This window comes from Gilliamella sp. Choc5-1, from assembly GCF_001690595.1.
Classification (GTDB): domain Bacteria; phylum Pseudomonadota; class Gammaproteobacteria; order Enterobacterales; family Orbaceae; genus Gilliamella; species Gilliamella apicola_M.
Genome location: NZ_LZHH01000061.1, coordinates 1 through 23,692 on the forward strand (window position 1 = coordinate 1; position 23,692 = coordinate 23,692).

Sequence of the window (23,692 nt, forward strand, 5' to 3'; positions counted from 1 at the left end):
AGCGGATTGTTTTAAGACATTTAATATCACGCATTCATTAAGCAAGAAAGGGTGTCCATATGACAATGCGGTAGCGGAAGCGACATTTAAAACAATTAAAACGGAATTTGTAAAAGGCCAACGTTTTAACTCAACGGCTGAGTTACAACGCGCTTTTTCGGCTTATGCTTATTGGTATAATCATAAACGATTACATTCTTCGTTAGGCTACTTGCCTCCCGTTGAATTTAAAAAACACTTACCCCTTAATTTTTTTGTTTGAAAATGTGTTGCCATTCCAAACAATCCGTTATCACTGACGCAATTTGGCACATCGCTTAATTACGCAATGAAAGAAAACGGTAAAGACTACATGCGTAAAAGAGCAAATAAAGGGATGAGAACCAACGTAGAGCTTAATATCAATACGAGTCAAGATTGGCTACCCAAAGCCGAAGAACTAGCTCGTAGTTAATATTTGTTAACCTATGAACCGCCTAATTTGGGCGGTTTTTTGTTGTTCGCTTATGTAAGATAAGATACATTAAATGGGTATTTTCTTATAAATAAAAGGTTTTAAAATTGAGTAATTTATCTCTCGATGAAATTTTATCGCTTTATAGATTTAATCAATATTATGGTTCACCATCAGAATATTTTTATTCTAGTGGCCTAATAATTGATTGGGCTGAAAAACAAGTTATGCAAGGTGATGATTCAGAAATACTATTGATTATTGCTTCTTTGGGACTTGATAAAAAAATAGATAGCGATGAGGTTATGACGTACTTAAAAAGATATCTTTCCGAAAAAAATATTTCTATACCAAGCATTAATTATAGCTGTTTAGTTTTCATGAGACTTTTTAGCCAAAAAATTATGATATGTAATAGTTTAGAAGATATTGGCGATCTTCTTCATAGTTTTGTATTCAAATATATAGAATTTGGAAACAAATATTTTCATAGAATAAAGCACTATTGGCTTTTTATCTATTATGATTACTTTGATATGTATGATGGTCTTAATTGTTATTGTGCCGAAAAACAACTTAGTGAAGCAAAACGATATACAAGAATAAAAGCCTTAGCAAAAAGATTTTATTCTTTTTTAAATAATAAAGAAATGGTGGAATATTTAGCTAAACATATATAGCTAGATCTAAATTAATCCATTATTTATCTTGTGGTGAACACCTAAAGTGTACACTTGTGAATAGTAAATATTCAAGTATACACCGCTCAAACCCTTTTAGAATAAGGATTCAAGCAAGTAGTGAACACCGTGAACACTTTTTTATAAAATTTTATTTTTATGGGGGGAGGTATAAAAATCTAAAACATAATTAAAGGATACCGCTCACCTAGATAAATTTTTACACCGTCAAAATTCTAAAACCAATTTTTTTAACCTTTTCAATTTGGCAAGATTAAAATACCTAATATTGGGGGGCACTTTTTGTTTTAGGTATACGTTTAGGTATACGATTCGATTTTTAAAAGTTAATCTTTCAGTATTTCCAGTGTGTTTATCTATATGATTCTGTTTCCCTTGGCCCACCAATTCAATATTCAGAAAGATTCTTTAAAACCCACTAAAGCACACAAAACCAAGCAATGACAAGCTTTAATGACTATTTCATTATCCTATAAGTATCATTTACGACCAAAACTTTAGGTATATTCTTAGGTAAATAAACGCAATATACCTATATATCGTATACCTAAAATAATTAAGTAAAGAAAGGCGTATTTATTAGCAGACACTCAGAATTTAGTGACAAAATCAACGGTCACCTGTTAACCGCCCGCATAAAATTTAGGATATAGCCTATTTTACTAGCTCAACTATTTAACATTAATTATTTAAAATATGTTATCTATATCACACTATAGAGAAGATTTCTTTTAACTTTTGATAGCGCTATCACATTTCTATTATTTTTTAATATCTATTATTACTCAGTATGTTAACTTGTTAGTCATTATTAATAATAACAGTTTTAAGGGAGACAAAATGTTAGAAACATGGTTAACCAGTAAAACAGTCAACATTGTTGATTCGGTCAGCAATTGGAAAGAGGCAATACAACTTTGTGCTGCCCCATTATTAAAAAATAATACTATTACACCAAATTATATTAATTCTATTATTGAGTTACATGAATCAATTGGACCTTATTATGTATTGGCACCAGGTATTGCTATGCCTCATGCCAGACCAGAACAAGGTGTAAACCAATTAGGTTTATCCATGTTATTGGTCAAACAAGGCGTTAAATTTAACTCTCAAGAAAACGATCCCGTTTATTTAATTACTTTATTAGCTGCCAATGATAACACTAGCCATATTGAGATGTTAACACAATTAGCAGCACTATTTAGTGATTCAAATGATATCCAAACAATCTTTAATTCCCGAAGTTGTGATGAAATTTTAGCTGTTATTAAACGTTATTAAATTGAAATAAACAAAAAGGATAAAAAAAATGAAAATTATGGCTGTTTGTGGTTCAGGTCTTGGTAGTAGTTTTATGGTTGAAATGAATATTAAAAAAGTATTAAAAAAAATTAATATCGATGCAGAGGTTACACATGCGGATCTTGCATCTGCAACACCAGAACAAGCAGATTTATTTGTCATGACAAAAGATTTAGCAACCAGTTCTGGAATTCCTGCCGATAAACTAGTTGTTCTCAACAATATTATTGATATTAATGACTTAGAATCTAAACTAGTTGAATTTTTTGCAAAACACTAATCAAATTATGGAGTGTTGCTATGATCCAAGAAATAATAAAGTTTATTGTTGATATTCTAAAAACACCAGCAATACTAGTTGGCTTTATTGCTATGGCTGGGCTTGTCGTCCAACGCAAATCATTTGCTGATACGGTAAAAGGAACAGTTAAAACCATTTTGGGGTTTTTAGTATTAAGCGGTGGTGCTAGCGTACTTATAAGTGCTATAACTCCATTAGGTATGATGTTTGAACAAGCTTTTAAATTACAAGGGATTATACCTAATAATGAAGCCATTGTTTCTATGGCTTTAAATGAGTACGGTACAGCAACTGCATTAATTATGGCTTTTGGTATGATTGCCAATATCGTTGTGGCCAGATTTACACGTTTAAAATTTATTTTCTTAACCGGCCATCATACTTTCTACATGGCTTGTATGATCAGTATTATTTTAAAAGTTGCTGATTTTGATGGTTGGCAATTAGTATTTACTGGTTCATTGGTATTAGGGCTAATTATGGCTTTTTTCCCTGCTTTAGCTCAACCACAGATGCGTAAAATTACAGGAAATGATGATGTAGCGTTTGGTCACTTTGGTACTTTAGGATATATACTAGCTGGCTATCTTGGTAAATTGTTTGGTAAAAATTCTCGTTCAACTGAAGATATGAATTTGCCTAAAAATTTAAGCTTTTTACGTGATAGTTCAATTTCTATCTCATTAACGATGATGATCATTTATTTAATTCTTTCAATATTTGCGGGTTCTGAGTATGTTCAAACAACCTTAAGTAAAGGTGATAATTATCTCGTTTATGCTATTATAGAAGCGATTACCTTTGCAGCAGGCGTCTTTATCATTCTACAAGGTGTTAGACTTATTCTTGCTGAAATCGTACCTGCATTTACTGGTTTTTCAGAAAAATTAGTTCCAAATGCAAAACCTGCCTTAGATTGTCCTGTTGTTTTCCCATATGCGCCAAATGCTGTTTTGATCGGTTTCTTATTTAGCTTCCTTGGCGGATTAGTAGGTCTATTTGTTTTAGGGAAATTAAATACTGTACTTATACTTCCTAGTGTAGTTCCCCATTTCTTCTGTGGAGCAACAGCAGGCGTGTTTGGTAACGCTATGGGTGGTCGCCGAGGTGCAATGCTTGGCTCATTTGCTAATGGTTTATTAGTAACATTTTTACCGGTTCTTTTATTGCCTGTTTTAGGATCACTTGGTTTTGCAAATACAACTTTCTCAGACGTGGATTTTTGTGGTATTGGGATTATTCTAGGTAATATGGCAAAATGGTTTAATAAAGATATTATTATGAGTATTTTTATTGCTATTTTTGCACTATTAGTAATATTCAACTATATCTTTAAACCTAAAAAAGTATCGGAGAGAATGTCGAGTAAATAATTACTATCTCATTTAAAAAAATATTATGCCAGACAATTTGTCTGACATCAGATTGATGACAAACCTCGATATAATTCGGGGTTTATTTTTATTTAAACCATAAACAGGATTTTTAATTTGGATTTTATTAAATAAATTAAAAAATGGCCTAAAAAAACGTAACAAAACTAGCATTATCGCTATTTTCTTGATATTTTGAGCCGTTGCGGCCAATAAACACTGCATTTGAACCTGTGCTCTTCCCCTAAATCTTGCATAGCGATGTCCGTGGTGTTGTTTGGCATCAGCAAAGCTGCGCTCTACGGTCTCTTTTCGCCGAGCATAGACTTTTTTACCCCACTGACTTAAACGAATCTGATTGGCTCTCTCTTTATCTGCTTCCCAGATATGGCGTGTGATGACTTTCTGTGTATTTTTACTCTGTGTACACTGTGACAATAACGGACAGACTTTGCAGGTTGCTGCATTAGAATGATAATGACGATAACCTTCTCTGCTAGTCGTTTTATATATTAATGTTTGCCCGTTTGGGCAAGTATAAGTATCGTTTTTGTAACTATCCCCTAAAATAGTACAGCAAAAAAGTAGAAAATTCTCTATGATAAAAGTAAAAGGGGATTTAATTATGAAAAAAATGACTGAACATCAAATCGTCGCTATTTTAAAAGAAGCTGAAGCAGGTATTCCTGTCAAGGAACTCTGCCGTAAATATGGCATGGGTAATTCAACTTTCTATAAATGGCGGGAAAAATACGGCGGAATGGAAACTTCGGATATCAAACGCTTAAAGGAGTTTGAGGCTGAAAACCGCAAGCTTAAGCAGATGTTTGCCGAACTGAGCTTAAAATCCTAGCTTCAGGAAGAAATCATAAAAAAGCTGTAGTGCCCACAAAGGCACGTAAAACGTGGGCACAGCAACTACAACAAAATCATTCTGTTACTATAGCTATGAGCTGCGCTATCGTTGGCTTAAGCCGTTGTGCTTACTATTATCAACCTAAGTTACCGGATGATTCGGTGATTATTTCGGTATTGAATGCTATCACAGACCGGCATTTACGCTGGGGCTTTCCTAAATGTTTTAATCGTATCAGAAAGCTCGGCTATCAATGGAACCATAAGCGTGTTTATCGGGTGTATTGTGAATTAAAGCTTAATCTCAGAGTAAAACGAAAAAAACGCATTCCTCCACGATGCCCGGAAAAGCTATTGGTGCCTAATAAACAAGGTGAATGTTGGTCAATGGATTTTATGAGTGACAGTAGCCGTAATCAACGTCGCTTTAGAACATTCAATGTCATCGATGACTTTAATCGTGAGGCGTTAGGTATTGATATTGCAGTAAGCTTACCAGCAGGAAGGATTACCCGTTACTTAGATAAACTGGCCGAATATCATAGATATCCATTAAAAATACGGGTCGATAATGGGCCAGAATTTACCGGAAAAACCTTTATAAACTGGGCTAAATCACATGATATAGTCATTGATTATATAAAGCCTGGTAGCCCTTATCAAAATGGCTATATTGAACGATTTAATCGTACCTATCGTACTGAAGTACTCGATTTATATCTTTTTAACAACTTAACACAAGCAAGGAGAATAACCGAAGAATGGTTAACGATTTATAATAACGAAAGGCCGCATGAGGCATTAAATAACATGACACCGATTGAGTATAAAACACTAAAACAAGCAGCTTAATTTTCTATGTGAGTTGTGTACTAGGTTTGGGGTATTTACAGTTGTTCAAGTTCATCATTCCAATAAAATTCACCACCATATAATTTTTGGGCAGTCAGTAATAAATAGCAACCATATTCTTGAACTATCATATTGGACTGTTCTTCAGAGATATTAAAGTTTTTCTCCACTAACTCACCAACAATGATTTCAACAATAGAAATACTTTTTTCTGAGTAATCGAGCTGGTTAATGCTCCATGCTGGGCTATGTAATATGGCATTTTTCGCCCATGTTTCTATCTCTTGATATAATTCATTTTTTTGTTTAGTCATTTTTATTCGCTTCGCTATTGAATTTAACCTATTCTAATTTATTAAAATTTTTCCATACATCTTCCATTTGTTCAAACGTTGCATAAATTAAAGACAATTTTTTTATTTGAGTATTGATTCTACTTGCTGAAATCGTCGAATAAATTTTTTATTGAGAACAAGGGGGAGATTTTGATATGCAAGACCAAATCATCGCCTCTGAAACCAACGACTAATGCTAAAATTTTTGCTAGAGACGATCTGTAAGGGGCTCTGATCTAGTGGTAACGGTAATTAACCAGGGGCGCAAAGCAGCTGAAAGTATTTTGAATTGGAGGTTTAACAACTATTTTAGTTTAAATTAAATGTAGGAAAACGCCGAATAGTTTACACTTCATGGTTAAAATAATCCTCTAAAAACTCGTAAGGCGTTTTTCCTGAAATCGATTTATGTGGTTTAACTGTATTATAATAGTCAATAATTGCTTAATATTTTGTTTTCTCTCTTGTTAATCGCTAAATAATGTCTGATTATGCCACACCTCAATCCAAAGTTCGTATCACGCTTTCGGCTTTCCCATTGGTTTGTGGCTGGTAAATTTTTGATTGATACGCTGGTTATCACACTGTTTACCTAAACAAACAAAAGCCTTTTTTTGTTAAAAAGTTTCAGGAACGTATCGTGTTTAAGTAAAAAAATCCTATTTAATTGATGCGATATGAATAAATGTATATGGTTGCATAAGGACATTAAGCTAACACCTCACAGTCAACATTGTGCCGAGCTAGTTTAGTTTAAAAGTTAATGCATAAGAAAACATCAAGGTGTTTACCTAAAACAGATTTAACTTGTTGTGATATTATATGTATCTATTTGCACAATAAATAAAAAAGTGTAAAAATATCACATTTTAATAAAACCGACATTATATCAATTATTAATTGCCTCAGGCATGAACGATATCCGTTAGAATAGTGCATTATATAAAAAATATGATGCTAACAAATATAATCTAGTAGATGTCAAAAAACATTAATAATTAATAAAATCATAAATTAATTATAAAACGGAGATAGTATGAGAAGTAAAGGCCTTGCTTATTTATTGTGGTTCTTTTTTGGAGTATGGGGAGTCCATCGAATGTACTGTGGTAAATGGATTACTGGCATTATTTGGTTTTTTACTGTTGGTTTATTTGGTATTGGATGGTTTTTAGACCTATTTTTAACTAGTGGTATGGTTGACTATGCTAATTGCATCTATAAAAGCAAATATAATTTATCACCGACTAACAATATGAATCAAAATCAATCATCAACTAATACTATCGTAACTATAAACAAAAAAATACATAATGCATTTGGTTAAAATAATTTTCTAAAACATAAGGCAATTTTTCCTGAAATCGCCTTATTTTTTATGATTTGATATCATCTTGAAGCATTATTTTATTGTTCTGCTAATAAGAAAAATATTATTATTTAGTTCTTTTTAAGAAGCTGTAATGATTGGATTACTAACTAAATACTGTACAAATTTTTTACACATTCTATTTTTTATTATCCAAAAATACCCGTTTCAAGTAGTATTTTCTAAAAAATTAAAGTTTCCATCCAAGCGTTTCAATTATTTTTTCTAAGATCAAACCTTTATCTTGATCAACATTAATCACATAGTGCGCAGCATCATGATACAAAGGTAGTCTTTCAGATAATATTTTTTCTATTTCACCAATAATTGGTAAATCTGTTAGTGATGGACGTTGAGCAACATTCGGGGCTTTCATTAAACGAGCAGCTAAAGTATCAACAGGTGCCGATAAAAAGATAACAATGCCATTTTGTTTCATAAAATTACGGTTATGCTCAGCTAACACCATTCCTCCGCCAGTTGCAATAACACGATTAGGTTTAGTCGTATCAACAAGCACTTGGCTTTCTCTTGCTCTAAATCCTTCCCAACCTTCTTTTTCAACAATTTCGGCTACTGTTTTTTGAGTTGTTTTAAGTAAGTGGTTGTCAGTGTCAATAAAAGAAAATGATAGCTTATCAGCTAACATTTTCCCTATTGTTGTTTTACCTGCTGCCCTTGCACCAACTAAAAAAATTGTTTTGTTCATATTCAGTATGTCCTTTCTGATTTACAGAATATGCTAGCCATGCTAGTGATTTGTTCTTTTTTTTGCAATATTTTTTTAAACATTCTTTAATGCATTGAAAAAATTATTTTTTACAATAATTTCAATAGCTACCTAAAAAAATTTTTGTCGTTTTTACATTAAAACATAAAGAAATCCTAAATAACACTAAATTTTTTGATGAAGTCAACTAACAGAGCCTTCCTGAACCATGAAGATAGAGTTATGTTATATTTGATTGTTGTAATCAATGCTGAATAATATGAATATTTATTTTGTTGAAACCACTGGGTAAAGCACAGATTTAACACTCAAAAGGTTAATCATTTAAATATCAACAAACATGGCTAATGCTTATTTTGTTAGACATATTTGCTATATATTAATATGTAGAAATTCTTCGCGTTGTTTACAGTAATTTGAGAAACTACTGTAATGAATATACAAAAAACAAAACTAACGCCTTATCACAGATAAACGATAGAGCGCTGATATCAAAAAGAAAAATAACTATCACCAATTTGGCTAAACACTTTATTGTCAGTTGTCCTACTATTTATAACGTACTAAAAAAGCCCGATTAGAGTTTTTCCCTTTAAGCAGTAAGAATAAACGTTATAAAACGATTAGCTGAGTATTAATTATCTGCTTAAACTTGAAAAGTCCATTGAAAATAAATTAAGGCGACAGGCTGATACCTAAAGTTTGCCGTTACTTAAAAACCAAACCAAGCAACAAACCAAAGAATATTTACCTGTTTGTATCTATTTGATTTTTAATGTTTTTATACATAGACGTGGTGCACTCCTGAAACTTTTTAACAAAAATTCTACTGTATTGATTTATTTAGATAAACTGTATGATAACTGGTATATCAAGCAAAAATCACCTGCCCATAAACCAGTGGAAAAGCCGAAAATGTGATACCAACTTTGAATTGAGATGCGGCATAAGCAGCCAATATTTAACGATTCCAAAGAGAGAAAATAAAAGCTTAAATGTTTGATTAATTTTTATCATACGGTTAAACCACATAAAGCGATTTTTGGAAAAACGCCTTATGATTTTTAGCGGATTATTTTAATCATAAAGTGTAAACAACTCGGCGTTTTCCTACAAATTATTTTTTAGTTAAAGCATCAATTACAGCCTGTTTTGCACGCTCAGAAAGATCCTTTCCAGTCCAAATTTTAAATTGAGCATTTGCTTGGCCAATAAACATTTCACGTCCTGATATTGATTCCCAACCCGCTTGCTCTGCTTCTTGTCTAAACCGTGTATTGTATGGAGTATAAACGATGTCATAAGCCACACCTTTTCCTTTAAACCAAGCCTGTTTGTAAGGAGTTTGATCTTCAAACTTACCTGTCATGCCCAGTGGTGTTGAGTTTATAATAATTTGTGCTTCAACCTCGCCACGGTCTTCCCATTTAATGGTTTTTAGGTTGAATTCATTAGCTAATATTTGAGCTGAGTCATCTGCAATATCGGTTACTGTGATATTGGTATAACCAAGCTCTTGTAAGCCAACAACGGCTGCTCGCGCAGCACCACCTGCACCAAGTAATAATACTTTGTTATATTCTGCCGATAGTTTTTTGCTTTTGAGTGGTTCCATAAAACCAACAATATCTGTATTATCACCACATAACTTATCACCATGCCAATATACTAAATTAGCCGCTCCTGCTTTTTTTACATGCTCGGTCACTTCATCTAAATAAGGAATAATCGTTTGTTTATGCGGAATAGTGACACATAAACCACGAATATTTAATAATCTTACTGATTTAAATAAAGCTGCAATCTCTTGTGGAGGTGTAGCAAAAGGAACTAAAACAGCAGGAATATTATAGTCTTGAAATGAAGTTGTATGAATGAGAGGGCTCATACTATGCCCTAAAGGATAACCGATAATGCCGTATATATTATATGGCGTAAATTGGTTCATATAACCTCCATAAAAGTTAAAAAATTAAATTTAATAGATAAAATCTATAATTTAGTATTAAAACATATTTATTATAAAATTAAACCGTTTTTGTTTTTAATCAAAATAATTTAAATTGGAAAGTAATTTTTTTAATTATAATAACTCAATAGCTGTTATTCATTTGTTAATATTCATTTTATCAATAAAATTATTTTACACTTAAATAAGATAATGCTTGAGAATTTGCGTATAAAAGCGTATACTTCGCTACCTCATTATTGTGGGTGTAATGTGAGAGGTAGACTGCTTCTCAGATAGAACTGCAGTAAACTAAAAGCCTGACGAGGTTAATTCCATTAACATATTACGCCCAGGGCTTAAGCATAGAAATTTCGGAGAATTATTGACATGTCACGAGTATGCCAAGTAACAGGAAAAGGTCCTTTAGTAGGGAATAATCGTTCTCATGCGATGAATGCTACTAAACGTCGTTTTCTACCAAACCTTCAAACTCATCGTTTTTGGATTGAGAGTGAAAAACGTTTTGTAAAACTACGTGTATCTGCTAAAGGTATGCGTACTATCGATAAAAAGGGTATTGATGCAGTTTTAGCTGAACTTCGTGCCCGTGGTGAAAAGTACTAATAAGGAAACCATATCATGGCAAAAGGTGTACGCGAAAAAATTAGATTAGTTTCTTCTGCTGGTACAGGTCATTTTTATACCACTAGCAAAAACAAAAGAACTATGCCTGAAAAAATGGAGATCAAAAAATACGATCCTGTAGTTCGTCAGCATGTAGTTTATAAAGAAGCTAAAATTAAATAGTTTTAAATAAACAAAAAGACCCAGTTATGCTGGGTTTTTTTTATATCTTTTAAATGATGATATTATTCATTAATTATCAAATAATTATTTAAGCAATAAAAAAGCTCCAGTTTTTAGCTGAAGCTTTAGTAAACAAATAATGATTTTATTTTAAATATTGCTGTTCATACGCTCTTGCTTTTTTATCATCAAAAACATGTTCCCAGCGAGCAATAACTATTGCAGCTAATGCATTACCAACGACATTAACTACCGTTCTTCCCATATCTAAAATTCGTTCCACGCCCATTATATAACCAATACCTTCAAGAGGGATGCCAACGCTACCAAGCGTTGCCGATAAAACTAAAATTGATGCACCTGGAACACCTGCGATACCTTTAGAAGCAATCATCAATGTAATAACAATAATAATTTGATCCAAAATGGTGAGATCAATGTTAAAAAGTTGAGCTAAAAAGATAACTGTTATACTTTGATAAAGTGTTGAACCATCAAGGTTAAATGAATATCCCGTTGGAATCACAAAGCTAGTTATTGATTTGGGTGCACCATAAGCTTCCATCTTTTCAATAATTTTCGGTAATGCTGTTTCTGAACTTGCCGTTGAAAATGCAATGACTAGCTCTTCTTTTAAAATTCTAAGCAATGTAAAAATATTAAAGCGACAGATTTTACAGACAAGGCCGAGTACTACTAATGTAAAAATAATCATTGCCGAATATACAGTTAAAATTAACTTAAATAATGGCAGTAAAGATGCAAAACCATATTTAGCAACAGTTACTGTGATAAGTGCAAATACACCAATAGGTGCATAACGCATTATCATATTGGTTACTTTAAACATGGTATCTGAAATTACTTTTAAAAAGAAAAGAAACGGTTCACGTTGTTTGTCAGGTAAAGACATTAGTCCTAAACCAAAAAAGACACAAAAAAAGATAACGGGTAAAACAGCCCCATCAGTCATTGCTTTAAAAATATTTGCAGGAATCATATCAAGAATCATAACAATTAAACCGTGTGGTTTTCCGCTTAATTCTTCGGCTGCCTTTGCATATTTACTCACATCTGTTGTTGCAAGCGTAGATGAATCAATACCCGCTCCTGGTGAAAAAATATTTCCCCAGCAAAGACCTAATAAAATAGCAATAGTGGTAATAATCTCAAAATAAAGTATTGTTTTAAAACCTAAAGTTCCTAGTCTTTTCGAACCACCAATACCTGCAATACCTAACGTTAATGTACTGAGTATAATAGGTAATACAATCATTTTGATTAAACGAATAAAAATATCACCCGCAGGCTGAAAAATATTAACTATAGAAAATTGATAATAAGTGTGTAATGGATGAGATGGAACAGAAAGCTCAAATAAATAAGCCCCCATCGCAACACCTAAAACCAAAGCAATTAAAATTTGCCATGCAAGATTTGTTAAGATTTTTTTTGTAAAAAATGCCATCTAATACTGTTCCTTTTCGAGGTTTTCTAAATAAAAAAGGATTAGTTAATATCACTAATCCTTCTTATAATTAAAAATTATTCTTCGGGGCTTTGTTCCAAACCACTCTGCTCTTCACTATGAGGTAATAAATCAGATTCACTATCGTCCTCTGTTTCAGCAATTCGCTGTAATCCCACAACCTTTTCAGTTTCAGCTGTTCGGATAAGCATAACTCCTTGAGTATTACGACCTACAATACTTACTTCTGAAACTCGAGTGCGAACCAGTGTTCCTGCATCTGTAATTAACATGATTTGATCGGTTTCATCAACCTGAACTGCGCCAACCACAGAACCATTACGCTCACTTACTTTAATAGAAATAACGCCTTTAGTTGCTCGTGATTTTGTTGGATATAATTCTTGCTGAGTTCGTTTACCATAACCGTTTTGAGTTGCAGTTAATATTGCACCGCTTCCTCGCGGCACTATTAGAGATACAACTTTATCATCACTATCAAGCTTTATACCTCGAACACCCGCAGCGGTTCTTCCCATACAACGAACTTTATTAGCAGGGAATCGAACAACTTTACCATTAGCTGAGAATAACATAATATCTTCAGTCGTTGAACATTGTGACACTTCATCATCTTCAACATCAACGTCTTCTACAACGATATCATCATTCATTTCTTCATCATCAGTCATAGCTGAAGGATCATTGCTAGTTAAGTCAACGCCAATTAATTCATCATCATCACGTAAATTAATCGCAATAATGCCACCACTTCGTGGACGACTGAATTCAATTAAGGATGTTTTCTTAACTGTACCTTGTGCTGTTGCCATAAATACACAATGTTCATCATCAAATTCTCGAACTGGTAAAATTGCGGTAATACGCTCATTTTCTTCAAGAGGTAACAAATTAATAATTGGACGACCACGAGAGCCTCGGCTAGCTTCAGGTAATTGATAAACTTTCATCCAATATAATCGACCACGGCTTGAAAAACACAGGATCGTATCGTGAGTATTAGCTACCAATAATTTTTCAACAAAGTCTTCTTCTTTAATTTTAGTTGCAGATTTACCTTTGCCACCACGACGTTGAGCTTCGTAATCAGAAAGAGGTTGATATTTTACATAACCTTGATGCGAAAGAGTAACAACCACATCTTCTTGAGCGATAAGGTCTTCAATATTAATATCGGCACTGCTTGCGGTAATTTCTGTTCGTCTAGCATCTTGGAATTGGTCTCGAACACTTTCTAATTCTTCACGAATCACTTCCATTAAACGCTCTGAACTTGCCAAAATATGCAATAACTCACCAATTTGAATTAACAACTCTTTGTATTCATCAAGAATTTTTTCATGCTCAAGGCCGGTTAAGCGGTGTAAGCGAAGTTCTAAAATCGCTTGAGCTTGTGCTTCTGATAAATAATAATGCCCATCATGAATACCAAATTCTGGCGCTAAATCTTCTGGTCTAGCTGCATCATTACCTGCTTTTTCTAACATAGCAGCAACATTTCCAAGTTGCCAAGCTTGGCTCAATAATTTAGTTTTTGCTTCACTAGGCGTTGCCGCAGCACGAATTAACTCAATGATAGGATCAATATTGGCAAGTGCGATTGCTAAACCTTCTAATACATGGGCACGTTCCCGTGCTTTGCGTAATTCATAAATGGTTCTACGTGTTACAACTTCACGGCGATGAAGTACAAAAGCTTCAATCATCTCACGCAAATTTAGTAGTTTAGGTTGACCTTTATGCAAAGCCACCATATTAATACCAAATGAAACTTGTAATTGAGTTAAAGAAAAAAGGTTATTTAAAACAACTTCACCAACTGCATCACGTTTTATTTCAATAACAATACGCATACCATCTTTATCAGATTCGTCACGTAATGCAGAAATGCCTTCTACTTTTTTATCTTTGACCAATTCAGCAATTTTTTCGATCAATTTTTTCTTGTTAACTTGATATGGAATTTCGTTAACGATAATTGTTTCACGACCGCTATGCTCATCAACTTCAATTGTTGCTCTAGAGCGAATATAGATAATACCACGACCAGTGCGATATGCGTTTTCAATACCCTTTCGACCATTGATTAACGCTGCTGTCGGAAAATCTGGCCCATGAATATATTCCATTAAACCATCAATCGAGATATTTTCATCTTCAATAAAAGCCAAACAACCGTTAATAACTTCGGATAAATTATGAGGAGGAATATTAGTTGCCATACCAACAGCAATTCCTGATGAACCATTAATTAACAAATTTGGAATACGAGTTGGTAACACATCAGGGATCATTTCTGATCCATCATAGTTAGGTGAAAAATCAACAGTTTCTTTATCAAGATCTGTAAGCAATGCTCCTGCAAATTTTTGCATCCGAATTTCGGTATAACGCATTGCAGCGGCTGAGTCGCCGTCAACAGAGCCAAAGTTACCTTGACCATCAACTAGCATGTAACGCAATGAAAATGGTTGAGCCATACGAACGATTGTATCATAAACAGCAGAATCACCATGCGGATGGTATTTACCAATTACATCCCCAACAACACGTGCCGATTTTCGATAAGGTTTATTCCAATCATATCCTGCTTCATGCATTGCAAATAAAACACGCCTGTGCACAGGCTTTAAACCATCTCGCACATCTGGCAATGCACGACCTACAATTACTGACATAGCATAATCAAGATATGAGGACTTTAGTTCATCTTCAATATTAACGGGAGTTATTTCTTTGGCTAGTTCGGTCATAACACCAACTTCTCTTAATAATTTAATTCATCAAAACAGCTCATAATTATAGCATAACATTCACTATTAAGGCAGAACAAAACTATTTTTATTCCAACTTATTCAACGTGGTTAAACAAAGTATTTTCAATTAATTGGCATAAACAGTTTAAAATCATGGCATGCATTTCGTAAGCCATGACTTTTTTATAAGATGGTATTCTAATTTCGATATCATTTTGTCCTAATAAGCCAATAACTTCACCACCATCAAATGCCGTTAATGCAACAATTTTCATATCTTTAATTACTGCTTCTTGAACAGCTCGAATAATTGCACGACTTTTACCTTGACAAGTAGCTATAATTAAAACGTCGCTTTGTTGCCCTAGTGCTTGAATTTGACGAGCATAAATTTCTTCATGATTAGCTATCGCACTTAATAAAACATTGTCCGATACTAGAGCTATCGCAGGAATACTGGGTCTTTCAATGTTAATACTAGTAATTAAACGTGAAGTAAAGCTTTGCACATTGGCTGCTGATGGGCCATTGCCACAACTCATAATTTTATTACCATTAAGTAAACTATCAACAATAATATTTGCTGCTTTTTCGATAGAATAACCAAGTGATTCAGCCATTACGATTTGAGTCTGAATACTTTCAGTAAAATAATTTTTAATTAAATCTTGCACGCTTTCACCTAAAAATTAAAATGCATTGATAATCCACTTTTGACTTTTACCTGTAATAGCAAAAATATCAAATCTAAACGCGGTATCTTCAATATTTAAATTTTGCTCTATCATCCATAGCTGAGCAGCCTGCTTTATCTTATTTTGTTTATTTAATGTTACAGTCATTTCGGCATCACCAAAATTTGCATTTTTTCGGTAACGCACTTCAATAAAAACAATGCAGTCCTTATCTAACATTATTAAATCGATTTCACCTTGGCGAAATTGAATATTATGTGCTAAAAATATAAGACCTTTGTTGAGTAGATATTGGCAAGCAATATTTTCATAATACTCACCAATTTGTTTTTTATTCGCTCTTAGAATCTGATTTAGCATCACCATAAATATATTGCTGCCAAGAGAGTGTTCGAGTTACTTCGCATTGATCAGTTGTAGATAATTTACCTGTCATTCCATCTAAAAAATTAGGCTGATATGAACTAAGTTGATTAAAACGATTAGCAAGTCTCCACGCATCAATGCCCATTGCATACAGACGAATTAATGAATAATCTTTCTGAATATTGCTAGGCATATTTGTATTTACCTTATCCATTTGATTTATAACCATAGGGATATCTGCATATTCAGTTTTATTCATATCATAATTAAAGTCATTAGAAGCATTAGCTACATGACTTTTAGAACTTGAATAAAGTGTAACCGCAGATGAGTTTCCAATAGTTTTATTTGCCCCCATATCAAGCATTGGTTTTATCAATGTTAATTCATCATATGACGAATAAATATAAATAGCATCAAACCCAGTGGATAACATTCCCTCTGACGAGACCTCATCATTCAAGATAGGATTTCCTGCAAGGGTAATACCTATATTATGATTCATATTGGCGCTTAATGTTGTAGTATTACCAAAATATTGTACGTAAGCTTGTGAGTTATTTGTCGATAATTGTGACCACTCCATTGCAAAACTTTGAGCAACACGTCGTCCTAAATCAGTTTGCGGTACTAATAGCAATGGTTTTACTTTATTTTGAGAATAAATATGGCCTGCCGCATCTTTTGCTTCATCTTCAGGAGATAAAGCAAAAAAACACATTTTATTAGCAGAAGAAGCCATGCTATCAACTTTATTTAAGGCTAAAACTGGAATGGTTGGTGCTAATTCTTTTATTTTAGTAACTTCATTTTTTAATAAAGGCCCTACAATTAATTCAACATGCTGCTCTTGTGCTTGTTGAATTAAAGTATCCATAGGAGCACTAGTTGTATCAAGTACAATCACATTTTGTTGAGGTTCTTGTGGAAAAAGATTTATAGCATTAATGTAACCTTGACGAATAGTTTCACCAAATATACGTGAAGGACCATTTAATGGTAATAATAAAGCAACATTTTTTGCATTCGCATCAACTGAAAGAGTTTTTCCTCCAGTCAATATTGAAATAATTTCGTTAGCTGGGTGATGTGGGTATTGTGTAGCCCAACTGTTGATAGCTTGATTTAATAACTGTTTTTGATTTTCAGATTTTGCTGCAATTGTTTCTGGAGTATCATCATCTTGCGAAACATGTTTGTTACTATTATTTTGGTAAGTATAAGCTAAATCAACCCAACCTCGTAATACGGTTTCGTTTTCATCAACTAAAATCTTACCAAGTTTATCAGATTTTAACTTACGAAAAAAATTCCATGTATTAATTAATAATTGCCGTTTTTCAGTTTCTGATACATACTTTTCTAATTTAAGATAATCATGAGCTTGAGCATTAATATCTTTATTATTTATATCTAGACCTAATTTTATAGCGTAATAACGGTATAACTGTGAATTAGTCAAATTATCGAGAGTAAATTGATTAAGGTCAAATTTTTTCCTCTTTTTTACAGCAATTTCACCTTCTGATAATAACTTTTCTTTTTGCTGTTCAGCATTAAGATTAAGAGGTAAATTTGCTAATAATGCATTTGCTTGCGAAAATTTATTTTCTTTTATTAAAGCCCGAATAGCTAATAGTTGCCAATTAACTTTAATGGAACCTGTGCTATTATCCGCTTGTGACAAATAATAATTAGAGTTTTGATGCTCATCAAAGTCAAGAGACTTATTTGATTCAAAACTACATCCCACCAAAAATACAAATAATGACATTATTAACATAACACAAAAGGAGCGTTTTAGATTCATACCTATTCCCTTATAAGTTGTTATCCCCAAATTCGTTGTACATGAACGGTCACTTCTTCTCGATCATGATAAAGCTGTTTAGCTTGAATTTGTACATTAATTTTCTTATTATTTAATTCATTGTTTAGTAATTGTAAACTTTGTTTTACTTCTTCATAACGCTTTTTCATTGGTAATTTGAGATTAAAAATAGCCTCTCTACACCAACCATTAATTAGCCATTTAGCTATTAATTCGGTTACTTTGGTTGGTTTTTCAACCATATCACAGACCAACCAATAAATATTATGCTTTTTAGGCATAAATTTAAAACCATCTTCTCTATAATGCTTAACTTGACCTGTTTGCATTAATTTTTCATTCATAGATCCATTATCAATGGCATAAACCATCATACTTCTTTTAACAAGCTGATAAGTCCATCCCCCTGGGCAAGCTCCTAAATCGACAGCATTCAACCCACCTTTTAATCGCTCATCCCACTCTTCATATGGGATAAAAATATGAAAAGCTTCTTCTAATTTTAACGTAGAACGACTTGGAGCATCTGCAGGAAATTTTAGCCGTGGAATTCCCATATAAAAAGGAGAATTATTTCGGCTAAATGAATAACCAACATAACAGCTATTATTATTGATAAAAAATAAATGAATAACCGGACGAGAAGGATTTTCAACTTTCAATAAAATACGCTTACTTCGTAATGCTTGACGAAGAGGAACAGTAAATTTACGGCAAAAACCTGAAAGCGCTTTTCCTTCATTAGTATCAGCAACTTCAACCCGCAAATCACCGGCTTTATCTATACATCCAGATAATGCATTAATAATAGGGGATATACGATCATCTGTTGGCAAATCAACTAATAAATCACCAGATATAAACATTTGTCGTGCAAAAATAAGTGTTCTAAAAGCCAAATCTTTTATTAATAATTGCGCATCACTATCTTGATAACATTCAAAAACGACATAACTGCTGTTTTCTTTTACTTTAGCAAAACCATATATTTCTTTTTTTGCAGCTCTATCTGTAATTTCTGCTGCACACTCTTTTTCAAATCCAGAACGACAATATAAAATAATTTTATTTAGTTTTTGCATATTGTAATTTTTTACTCTTTTAAAAGATATTAATCAGATTGCACATTATCAGAATATAAAGGGGATTCTCCTTTTGGGCGTGTTTTGAATCGACGATGTAACCACATATATTGTTCTGGTGCTTTTAAAATTTCTTTTTCAATAATTTTATTCATGAACGTTGCAGCTAGCACATCATCTTCTATAGGAAATCCTTCAACTCTAGGAGAAATATAAACAATATACCGACCACTTTTTTCTCGTTTAGGTGTAAATGGAATAATAGCAGGATGACCTAACTTGACTAATATACGCGTACCTACTGTTGTCGCTGCTTTTTCAACTGAAAATAGAGGAGCAAAAACACTATTTTTAGGACCATAATCATGATCAGGGGCATACCAAAGCAATTCGCCATTTTTCAATGCTCTAATCATACCTTTTGTGTTATGGCGTTCCAGCATATATTTATTTGATTTCAAACGGCCTTTAAGCTGAACATAATCCATAACAGGGTTATCATTCGGTCGATACACACCCACTCCTGGATGGCTCATTCCCAAAATACGTGCACCTAATTCTAATGTTAAAAAATGAATACCGATAAGTAAAACACCTTGACCTGACTGTTGTGCCTTTGTTATATAATTATCGTCAACAATAGATGTATTTTTAGCTAAACGTTTATCAGACCAAAACCAAGCCATACCGGTTTCAAAAATTGCTAAACCCGTTGAAATAAAATTTTCACGCAACATCTGATCACGTTCAGATTGTGTTTTTTCAGGAAAACAGAGTTTTAGATTTTGCCTAGCCGTTTCTTTACGTTTGCCGATTAATTTCATCGAAAGCAATCCTAACCCTTTTCCCAATTGAAAAATAATTGGATATGGTAATAAAACGATTAAATATAAAATACCAATACCAAACCACGTTAACCAATAACGAGGGTGTAATAAACTTTTAGTAAAAATAGGACGAATTTCTTGATTTTGACTCATATTAAGATCAAATTATTATTAATAATACAGTTGGTTATTATATACTATATCTTGTTTTTCGGGAGCATAAAAACAAACAAAGCCTAAGGCGTTATATTATTATTCTGTAACAATATTGGTTATCAATTTATATTTAAAGTAGATCATAGTAAAACCATTAGCTATGATCCATTCTTAAAATTATCTATTTTTTTATACTGAAACACATAGTTACCGGAAACTTTTTAACAAAAAATCAAACAGCAACAGGCGCTTTGATCGCTGGATACGGTTCATAACCAACAATTTCGAAATCCTCAAATTTATAATCAAAAATTGTTGGAGGTTTACGTTTAATAACTAATTTTGGCAATACTCTTGGGTCACGGCCTAATTGCAAATGTGCTTGTTCCATATGATTAGAATAAAGATGAGTATCACCACCAGTCCACACAAAATCACCTACTTTTAATTCACATTGCTGTGCAATCATGTGGACTAACAAAGAATAGCTAGCTATATTAAATGGCAATCCTAAAAATACATCACAAGAGCGCTGATAAAGTTGACAAGAAAGTTTGCCGTTTGCGACATAAAATTGGAAAAAAGCATGACACGGTGCTAATGCCATTTGATCTAATTCTCCAACATTCCAAGCTGAAACAATCATACGTCTAGAATCAGGATCATTCTTAACATGATCAATTAATTGTGAAATTTGATCTATTTGACGACCATCGGCAGTACCCCATGCCCGCCATTGTTTGCCATAAACAGGACCTAAATCACCATTTTCATCAGCCCATTCATTCCAAATAGTTACCTTATTATCTTGAAGATACTTAACATTTGTATCTCCCTTCAAAAACCAAAGCAATTCATGAATAATTGAACGTAAATGACACTTTTTAGTTGTAACAAGAGGAAAACCTTCTTGTAAATTAAATCGCATTTGATGCCCAAAAATAGATAGCGTACCTGTTCCTGTTCTATCTGACTTAGGAGTACCTTCATCTAAAATTTTTTGCATTAACACTAAATATTGTTTCATTGTGTTTTTGCCTTATGATTAAACCTATACGCAAATAAAAGAATTAAAATACCACCAATAATCATTGGTAAACATAATATTTGCCCCATACTAATAATATTTAAAAATAAACCTAGTTGTTCATCTGGTTGCCTAAAAAACTCTATAACAAATCTAAATAAACCATAGCAAAACAAAAACAACCCAGATACTGCACCTGTAGGCCTTGGTTTTCGGATAAAAACATTCAAAATAATAAACAGTACAATTCCTTCGAAAATCATTTCATAAAGCTGTGACGGGTGCCTTGGTAAAATACCATTTAGTTGTGAGTAAAGTGAAAACCATTCAGGATGAGATTGAACAAACATAAAATCGGCCTGTGATGATGTTGGAAATAGCATGCCAATAGGCAAATTAGTTACTCTCCCCCAAAGTTCTCCATTAATAAAATTACCAAATCGTCCAAACATCAAACCAATCGGGACAAGCGGAGCAACAAAATCACCTACTTCCATAAAAGTTTTCTTTGCTTTTTTTGCAAAAATAGCAATAACGCAAATAGAGCCAATTAAACCGCCATGAAAAGACATTCCTCCTTCCCAAACTTTAAATAAAATAACAGGATCTTTAATAAAGGCATCAAAGTTATAAAAGAAAACATAACCTAATCTACCACCAATAAAAAGGCCTAAAAATCCCCAAAATAATAAATTTTCAACCTGTTGTGACGCCCATTTACTATTAGGTTTATTTGCACGGCGTTTGGCTAAATAAAGAGCTCCAAGCACACCAAACAAATACATAGCACCATACCAATGGAGCGATATAGGACCAATAGAAAATGCTATTGGATCGAAATTAGGAAATTGCAAATATTGATTCATTTTTTAATACGCTTTTTATTTTTATGTTTATGAACAAAGAAATTAAACCGTTTCTTTTTAGAAATGTTAGTAATAGGTACATCTATTTCAATTTGAATCGAAAAAACAATACAAGAAAACTCCTTCATTGCTTTCCTATAAACATCTCTTTTAAAAGCAATGACTTGCCGAATAGGGTACCAATAATTTACCCATTTCCAATCATCAAATTCAGGAGTTAACGATGTATTAAGATTTATTACCGATACATCAGATATTAATTCTAGTAAGAACCACTTTTGTTTTTGTCCAATACAAACGGGGTGATTTTCCCAACGAACCATCCTTTTAGGTAATTTATATCGTAACCAACCATTAGTAACGGATAAAATCTTCACATCTTTTGATGATAAACCAACTTCTTCGTTTAATTCACGAAACATTGCCTGCTCAGGCGTTTCGTTTTGTTTTATTCCGCCCTGAGGAAATTGCCAGGAATTCTGCCCATAACGACGAGCCCAAAGCACCTGACCATACCTGTTACAAATAACTATTCCTACATTTGGACGGTAGCCATCATTATCGATCACTGACTACCTCAAAAATTTATTTTTATATAGCTAAATTGTTTCATACATAGAGCAATAAATAAATAAAAAAATGATACTGATAAGACAAATACACCTTTTCCGTATATTTTTCACACTAAACAATATTTATTATAATATTACTCATATAAATATTTCATAGCTGACTATTTTAGTACTTCTTTAATAAAATTCCTGAAAGCAAAAAAGCCCAGCATTGCTGCTGGGCTCGTGTATTTAAAAGTCTGGCGGCACCCTACTCTCACATGGGTAATACCCACACTACCATCGGCACTACGGCGTTTCACTTCTGAGTTCGGCATGGGGTCAGGTGGGACCACCGCGCTATTACCGCCAGACATATTCTGTCTTCTCTTTCTCAACTGATGTCCATTATCTCATATCGACATCAATCGCTCAATTCGGAACAAACTGTTTTATCAATCCTTCTTCGTTTATCGATGCTTTTCTACGCTATCAATAACTCCTGCGTAACCCAAAACAACTCCGAGTTGTAAGGTTAAGACTCTCGGTTCATTAGTATCAGTTAGCTCAATGTATCACTACACTTACACACCTGACCTATCTACGTCTTAGTCTCAAACGGACCTTACTGAATCTCTTCAGGGAAAACTCATCTCAAGGCTAGTTTCGTGCTTAGATGCTTTCAGCACTTATCTATTCCGCACGTAGCTACCGGGCAATGCAATTGGCATCACAACCCGTACACCAGCGGTGCGTTCACTTCGGTCCTCTCGTACTAGAAGCAAACCCTCTCAATTTTCCTACGCCCATGGCAGATAGGGACCGAACTGTCTCACGACGTTCTAAACCCAGCTCGCGTACCACTTTAAACGGCGAACAGCCGTACCCTTGGGACCTACTTCAGCCCCAGGATGTGATGAGCCGACATCGAGGTGCCAAACACCGCCGTCGATATGAACTCTTGGGCGGTATCAGCCTGTTATCCCCGGAGTACCTTTTATCCGTTGAGCGAT

The 23,692-nt window shown here is 33.4% G+C and carries 23 protein-coding genes, 2 rRNA genes and 2 pseudogenes; 11 read left to right on the forward strand and 16 right to left on the reverse strand.

The window, feature by feature from the left end; translation table 11 throughout:
- The 6 genes from A9G35_RS05805 to A9G35_RS05825 all read left to right on the forward strand — a co-directional run.
- Positions 1-262, forward strand: a 262-nt coding sequence (locus A9G35_RS05805) for an integrase core domain-containing protein (RefSeq protein ID WP_141672645.1), incomplete at its 5' end; no start/stop codon positions are given.
- 66 nt (positions 263-328) lie between these two features.
- On the forward strand, positions 329-454 hold the full coding sequence (locus A9G35_RS13880; RefSeq protein ID WP_255305965.1) for a hypothetical protein: 126 nt from the start codon (positions 329-331) through the stop codon (positions 452-454).
- A 107-nt stretch (positions 455-561) separates the two neighbouring features.
- Positions 562-1,134, forward strand: a complete 573-nt coding sequence (locus A9G35_RS05810; protein WP_065636056.1) for a hypothetical protein — start codon at positions 562-564, stop codon at positions 1,132-1,134.
- 861 nt (positions 1,135-1,995) lie between these two features.
- The gene (locus tag A9G35_RS05815; protein WP_065636057.1) at positions 1,996-2,439 is read left to right on the forward strand and encodes a PTS sugar transporter subunit IIA; all 444 of its coding nucleotides are present in this window, start codon (positions 1,996-1,998) and stop codon (positions 2,437-2,439) included.
- Positions 2,440-2,467: 28 nt separating this feature from the next.
- Complete coding sequence (locus A9G35_RS05820) at positions 2,468-2,740, forward strand: PTS sugar transporter subunit IIB (RefSeq protein ID WP_065560438.1); 273 nt, start codon at positions 2,468-2,470, stop codon at positions 2,738-2,740.
- A 20-nt stretch (positions 2,741-2,760) separates the two neighbouring features.
- On the forward strand, positions 2,761-4,134 hold the full coding sequence (locus A9G35_RS05825) for a PTS ascorbate transporter subunit IIC (protein ID WP_065636058.1): 1,374 nt from the start codon (positions 2,761-2,763) through the stop codon (positions 4,132-4,134).
- A gap of 12 nt (positions 4,135-4,146) precedes the next feature.
- Here A9G35_RS05825 and A9G35_RS12865 read toward each other — a convergent pair.
- Positions 4,147-4,686: pseudogene (locus A9G35_RS12865) on the reverse strand (transposase); the annotation flags it as partial.
- Between the two features lie 73 nt (positions 4,687-4,759).
- On the opposite strand from A9G35_RS12865, the gene A9G35_RS05840 reads away from it, so the two are divergent.
- Positions 4,760-5,841 (forward strand): IS3 family transposase gene (locus tag A9G35_RS05840; RefSeq protein ID WP_442903173.1). Its coding sequence is split into 2 segments (ribosomal slippage): positions 4,760-4,984 and positions 4,987-5,841, totalling 1,080 coding nucleotides; the frame shifts between segments, so codons are not numbered across the junction.
- Between the two features lie 35 nt (positions 5,842-5,876).
- On the opposite strand, the gene A9G35_RS05845 is transcribed toward A9G35_RS05840, so the two are convergent.
- A complete protein-coding gene (locus tag A9G35_RS05845) occupies positions 5,877-6,155 on the reverse strand; it encodes a hypothetical protein (RefSeq protein ID WP_065636061.1) in 279 nt (92 codons plus the stop codon).
- Between the two features lie 207 nt (positions 6,156-6,362).
- Between A9G35_RS05845 and A9G35_RS14110 the strand changes: the two are divergent.
- Positions 6,363-6,499 (forward strand): annotated as a pseudogene (locus A9G35_RS14110) (hypothetical protein); the annotation flags it as partial.
- A gap of 713 nt (positions 6,500-7,212) precedes the next feature.
- On the forward strand, positions 7,213-7,503 hold the full coding sequence (locus A9G35_RS05850; protein ID WP_065636062.1) for an NINE protein: 291 nt from the start codon (positions 7,213-7,215) through the stop codon (positions 7,501-7,503).
- 232 nt (positions 7,504-7,735) lie between these two features.
- Here A9G35_RS05850 and aroL read toward each other — a convergent pair whose 3' ends face one another.
- Both aroL and aroE read right to left on the reverse strand, forming a co-directional pair.
- Positions 7,736-8,254 (reverse strand): shikimate kinase AroL, encoded by a 519-nt coding sequence (aroL, locus tag A9G35_RS05855; RefSeq protein ID WP_065636063.1) that lies wholly within the window; start codon positions 8,252-8,254, stop codon positions 7,736-7,738.
- 1,138 nt (positions 8,255-9,392) lie between these two features.
- A complete protein-coding gene (gene aroE / locus A9G35_RS05865) occupies positions 9,393-10,223 on the reverse strand; it encodes a shikimate dehydrogenase (protein ID WP_065636065.1) in 831 nt (276 codons plus the stop codon).
- Positions 10,224-10,613: 390 nt separating this feature from the next.
- Here aroE and rpmB point away from each other — a divergent pair, with 390 nt between their 5' ends.
- Both rpmB and rpmG read left to right on the forward strand, forming a co-directional pair.
- Positions 10,614-10,850 carry a 50S ribosomal protein L28 gene (rpmB, locus tag A9G35_RS05870; RefSeq protein ID WP_034884345.1) on the forward strand — a complete coding sequence of 79 codons (237 nt, stop codon included), beginning with the start codon at positions 10,614-10,616 and terminating at the stop codon, positions 10,848-10,850.
- A gap of 15 nt (positions 10,851-10,865) precedes the next feature.
- A complete protein-coding gene (rpmG, locus tag A9G35_RS05875; RefSeq protein WP_034884348.1) occupies positions 10,866-11,033 on the forward strand; it encodes a 50S ribosomal protein L33 in 168 nt (55 codons plus the stop codon).
- Between the two features lie 145 nt (positions 11,034-11,178).
- Here the strand turns inward: rpmG and gltP are convergent, their stop codons facing one another.
- The 12 genes from gltP to A9G35_RS05935 form a co-directional block, all read right to left on the reverse strand.
- A complete protein-coding gene (gene gltP / locus A9G35_RS05880) occupies positions 11,179-12,501 on the reverse strand; it encodes a glutamate/aspartate:proton symporter GltP (protein WP_065636066.1) in 1,323 nt (440 codons plus the stop codon).
- Positions 12,502-12,578: 77 nt separating this feature from the next.
- Positions 12,579-15,275 carry a DNA topoisomerase (ATP-hydrolyzing) subunit A gene (gene gyrA / locus A9G35_RS05885; protein WP_065636067.1) on the reverse strand — a complete coding sequence of 899 codons (2,697 nt, stop codon included), beginning with the start codon at positions 15,273-15,275 and terminating at the stop codon, positions 12,579-12,581.
- Positions 15,276-15,373: 98 nt separating this feature from the next.
- A complete protein-coding gene (locus A9G35_RS05890) occupies positions 15,374-15,952 on the reverse strand; it encodes an SIS domain-containing protein (RefSeq protein ID WP_065636068.1) in 579 nt (192 codons plus the stop codon).
- Positions 15,953-15,967: 15 nt separating this feature from the next.
- A complete protein-coding gene (locus A9G35_RS05895; protein ID WP_081300128.1) occupies positions 15,968-16,333 on the reverse strand; it encodes a YraN family protein in 366 nt (121 codons plus the stop codon).
- Complete coding sequence (locus A9G35_RS05900) at positions 16,305-18,149, reverse strand: penicillin-binding protein activator (protein WP_065636070.1); 1,845 nt, start codon at positions 18,147-18,149, stop codon at positions 16,305-16,307. The genes A9G35_RS05895 and A9G35_RS05900 overlap by 29 nt, the downstream gene beginning before the upstream one ends.
- Positions 18,150-18,169: 20 nt before the next feature.
- Positions 18,170-19,252, reverse strand: a complete 1,083-nt coding sequence (rlmM, locus tag A9G35_RS05905) for a 23S rRNA (cytidine(2498)-2'-O)-methyltransferase RlmM (protein WP_065636071.1) — start codon at positions 19,250-19,252, stop codon at positions 18,170-18,172.
- A 29-nt stretch (positions 19,253-19,281) separates the two neighbouring features.
- A complete protein-coding gene (gene lpxL, locus A9G35_RS05910) occupies positions 19,282-20,232 on the reverse strand; it encodes an LpxL/LpxP family Kdo(2)-lipid IV(A) lauroyl/palmitoleoyl acyltransferase (protein ID WP_065636072.1) in 951 nt (316 codons plus the stop codon).
- A gap of 235 nt (positions 20,233-20,467) precedes the next feature.
- Positions 20,468-21,262 (reverse strand): thymidylate synthase, encoded by a 795-nt coding sequence (thyA, locus tag A9G35_RS05915; RefSeq protein ID WP_065636073.1) that lies wholly within the window; start codon positions 21,260-21,262, stop codon positions 20,468-20,470.
- Positions 21,259-22,128 carry a prolipoprotein diacylglyceryl transferase gene (lgt, locus tag A9G35_RS05920; protein WP_065636074.1) on the reverse strand — a complete coding sequence of 290 codons (870 nt, stop codon included), beginning with the start codon at positions 22,126-22,128 and terminating at the stop codon, positions 21,259-21,261. The genes thyA and lgt overlap by 4 nt, the downstream gene beginning before the upstream one ends.
- Positions 22,125-22,697 (reverse strand): RNA pyrophosphohydrolase, encoded by a 573-nt coding sequence (rppH, locus tag A9G35_RS05925; RefSeq protein ID WP_065636075.1) that lies wholly within the window; start codon positions 22,695-22,697, stop codon positions 22,125-22,127. Before rppH ends, lgt begins: the two co-directional genes overlap by 4 nt.
- 240 nt (positions 22,698-22,937) lie before the next feature.
- Positions 22,938-23,053, reverse strand: a 5S ribosomal RNA gene (rrf, locus tag A9G35_RS05930).
- Between the two features lie 157 nt (positions 23,054-23,210).
- A 23S ribosomal RNA gene (locus A9G35_RS05935) occupies positions 23,211-23,692 on the reverse strand; the annotation flags it as partial.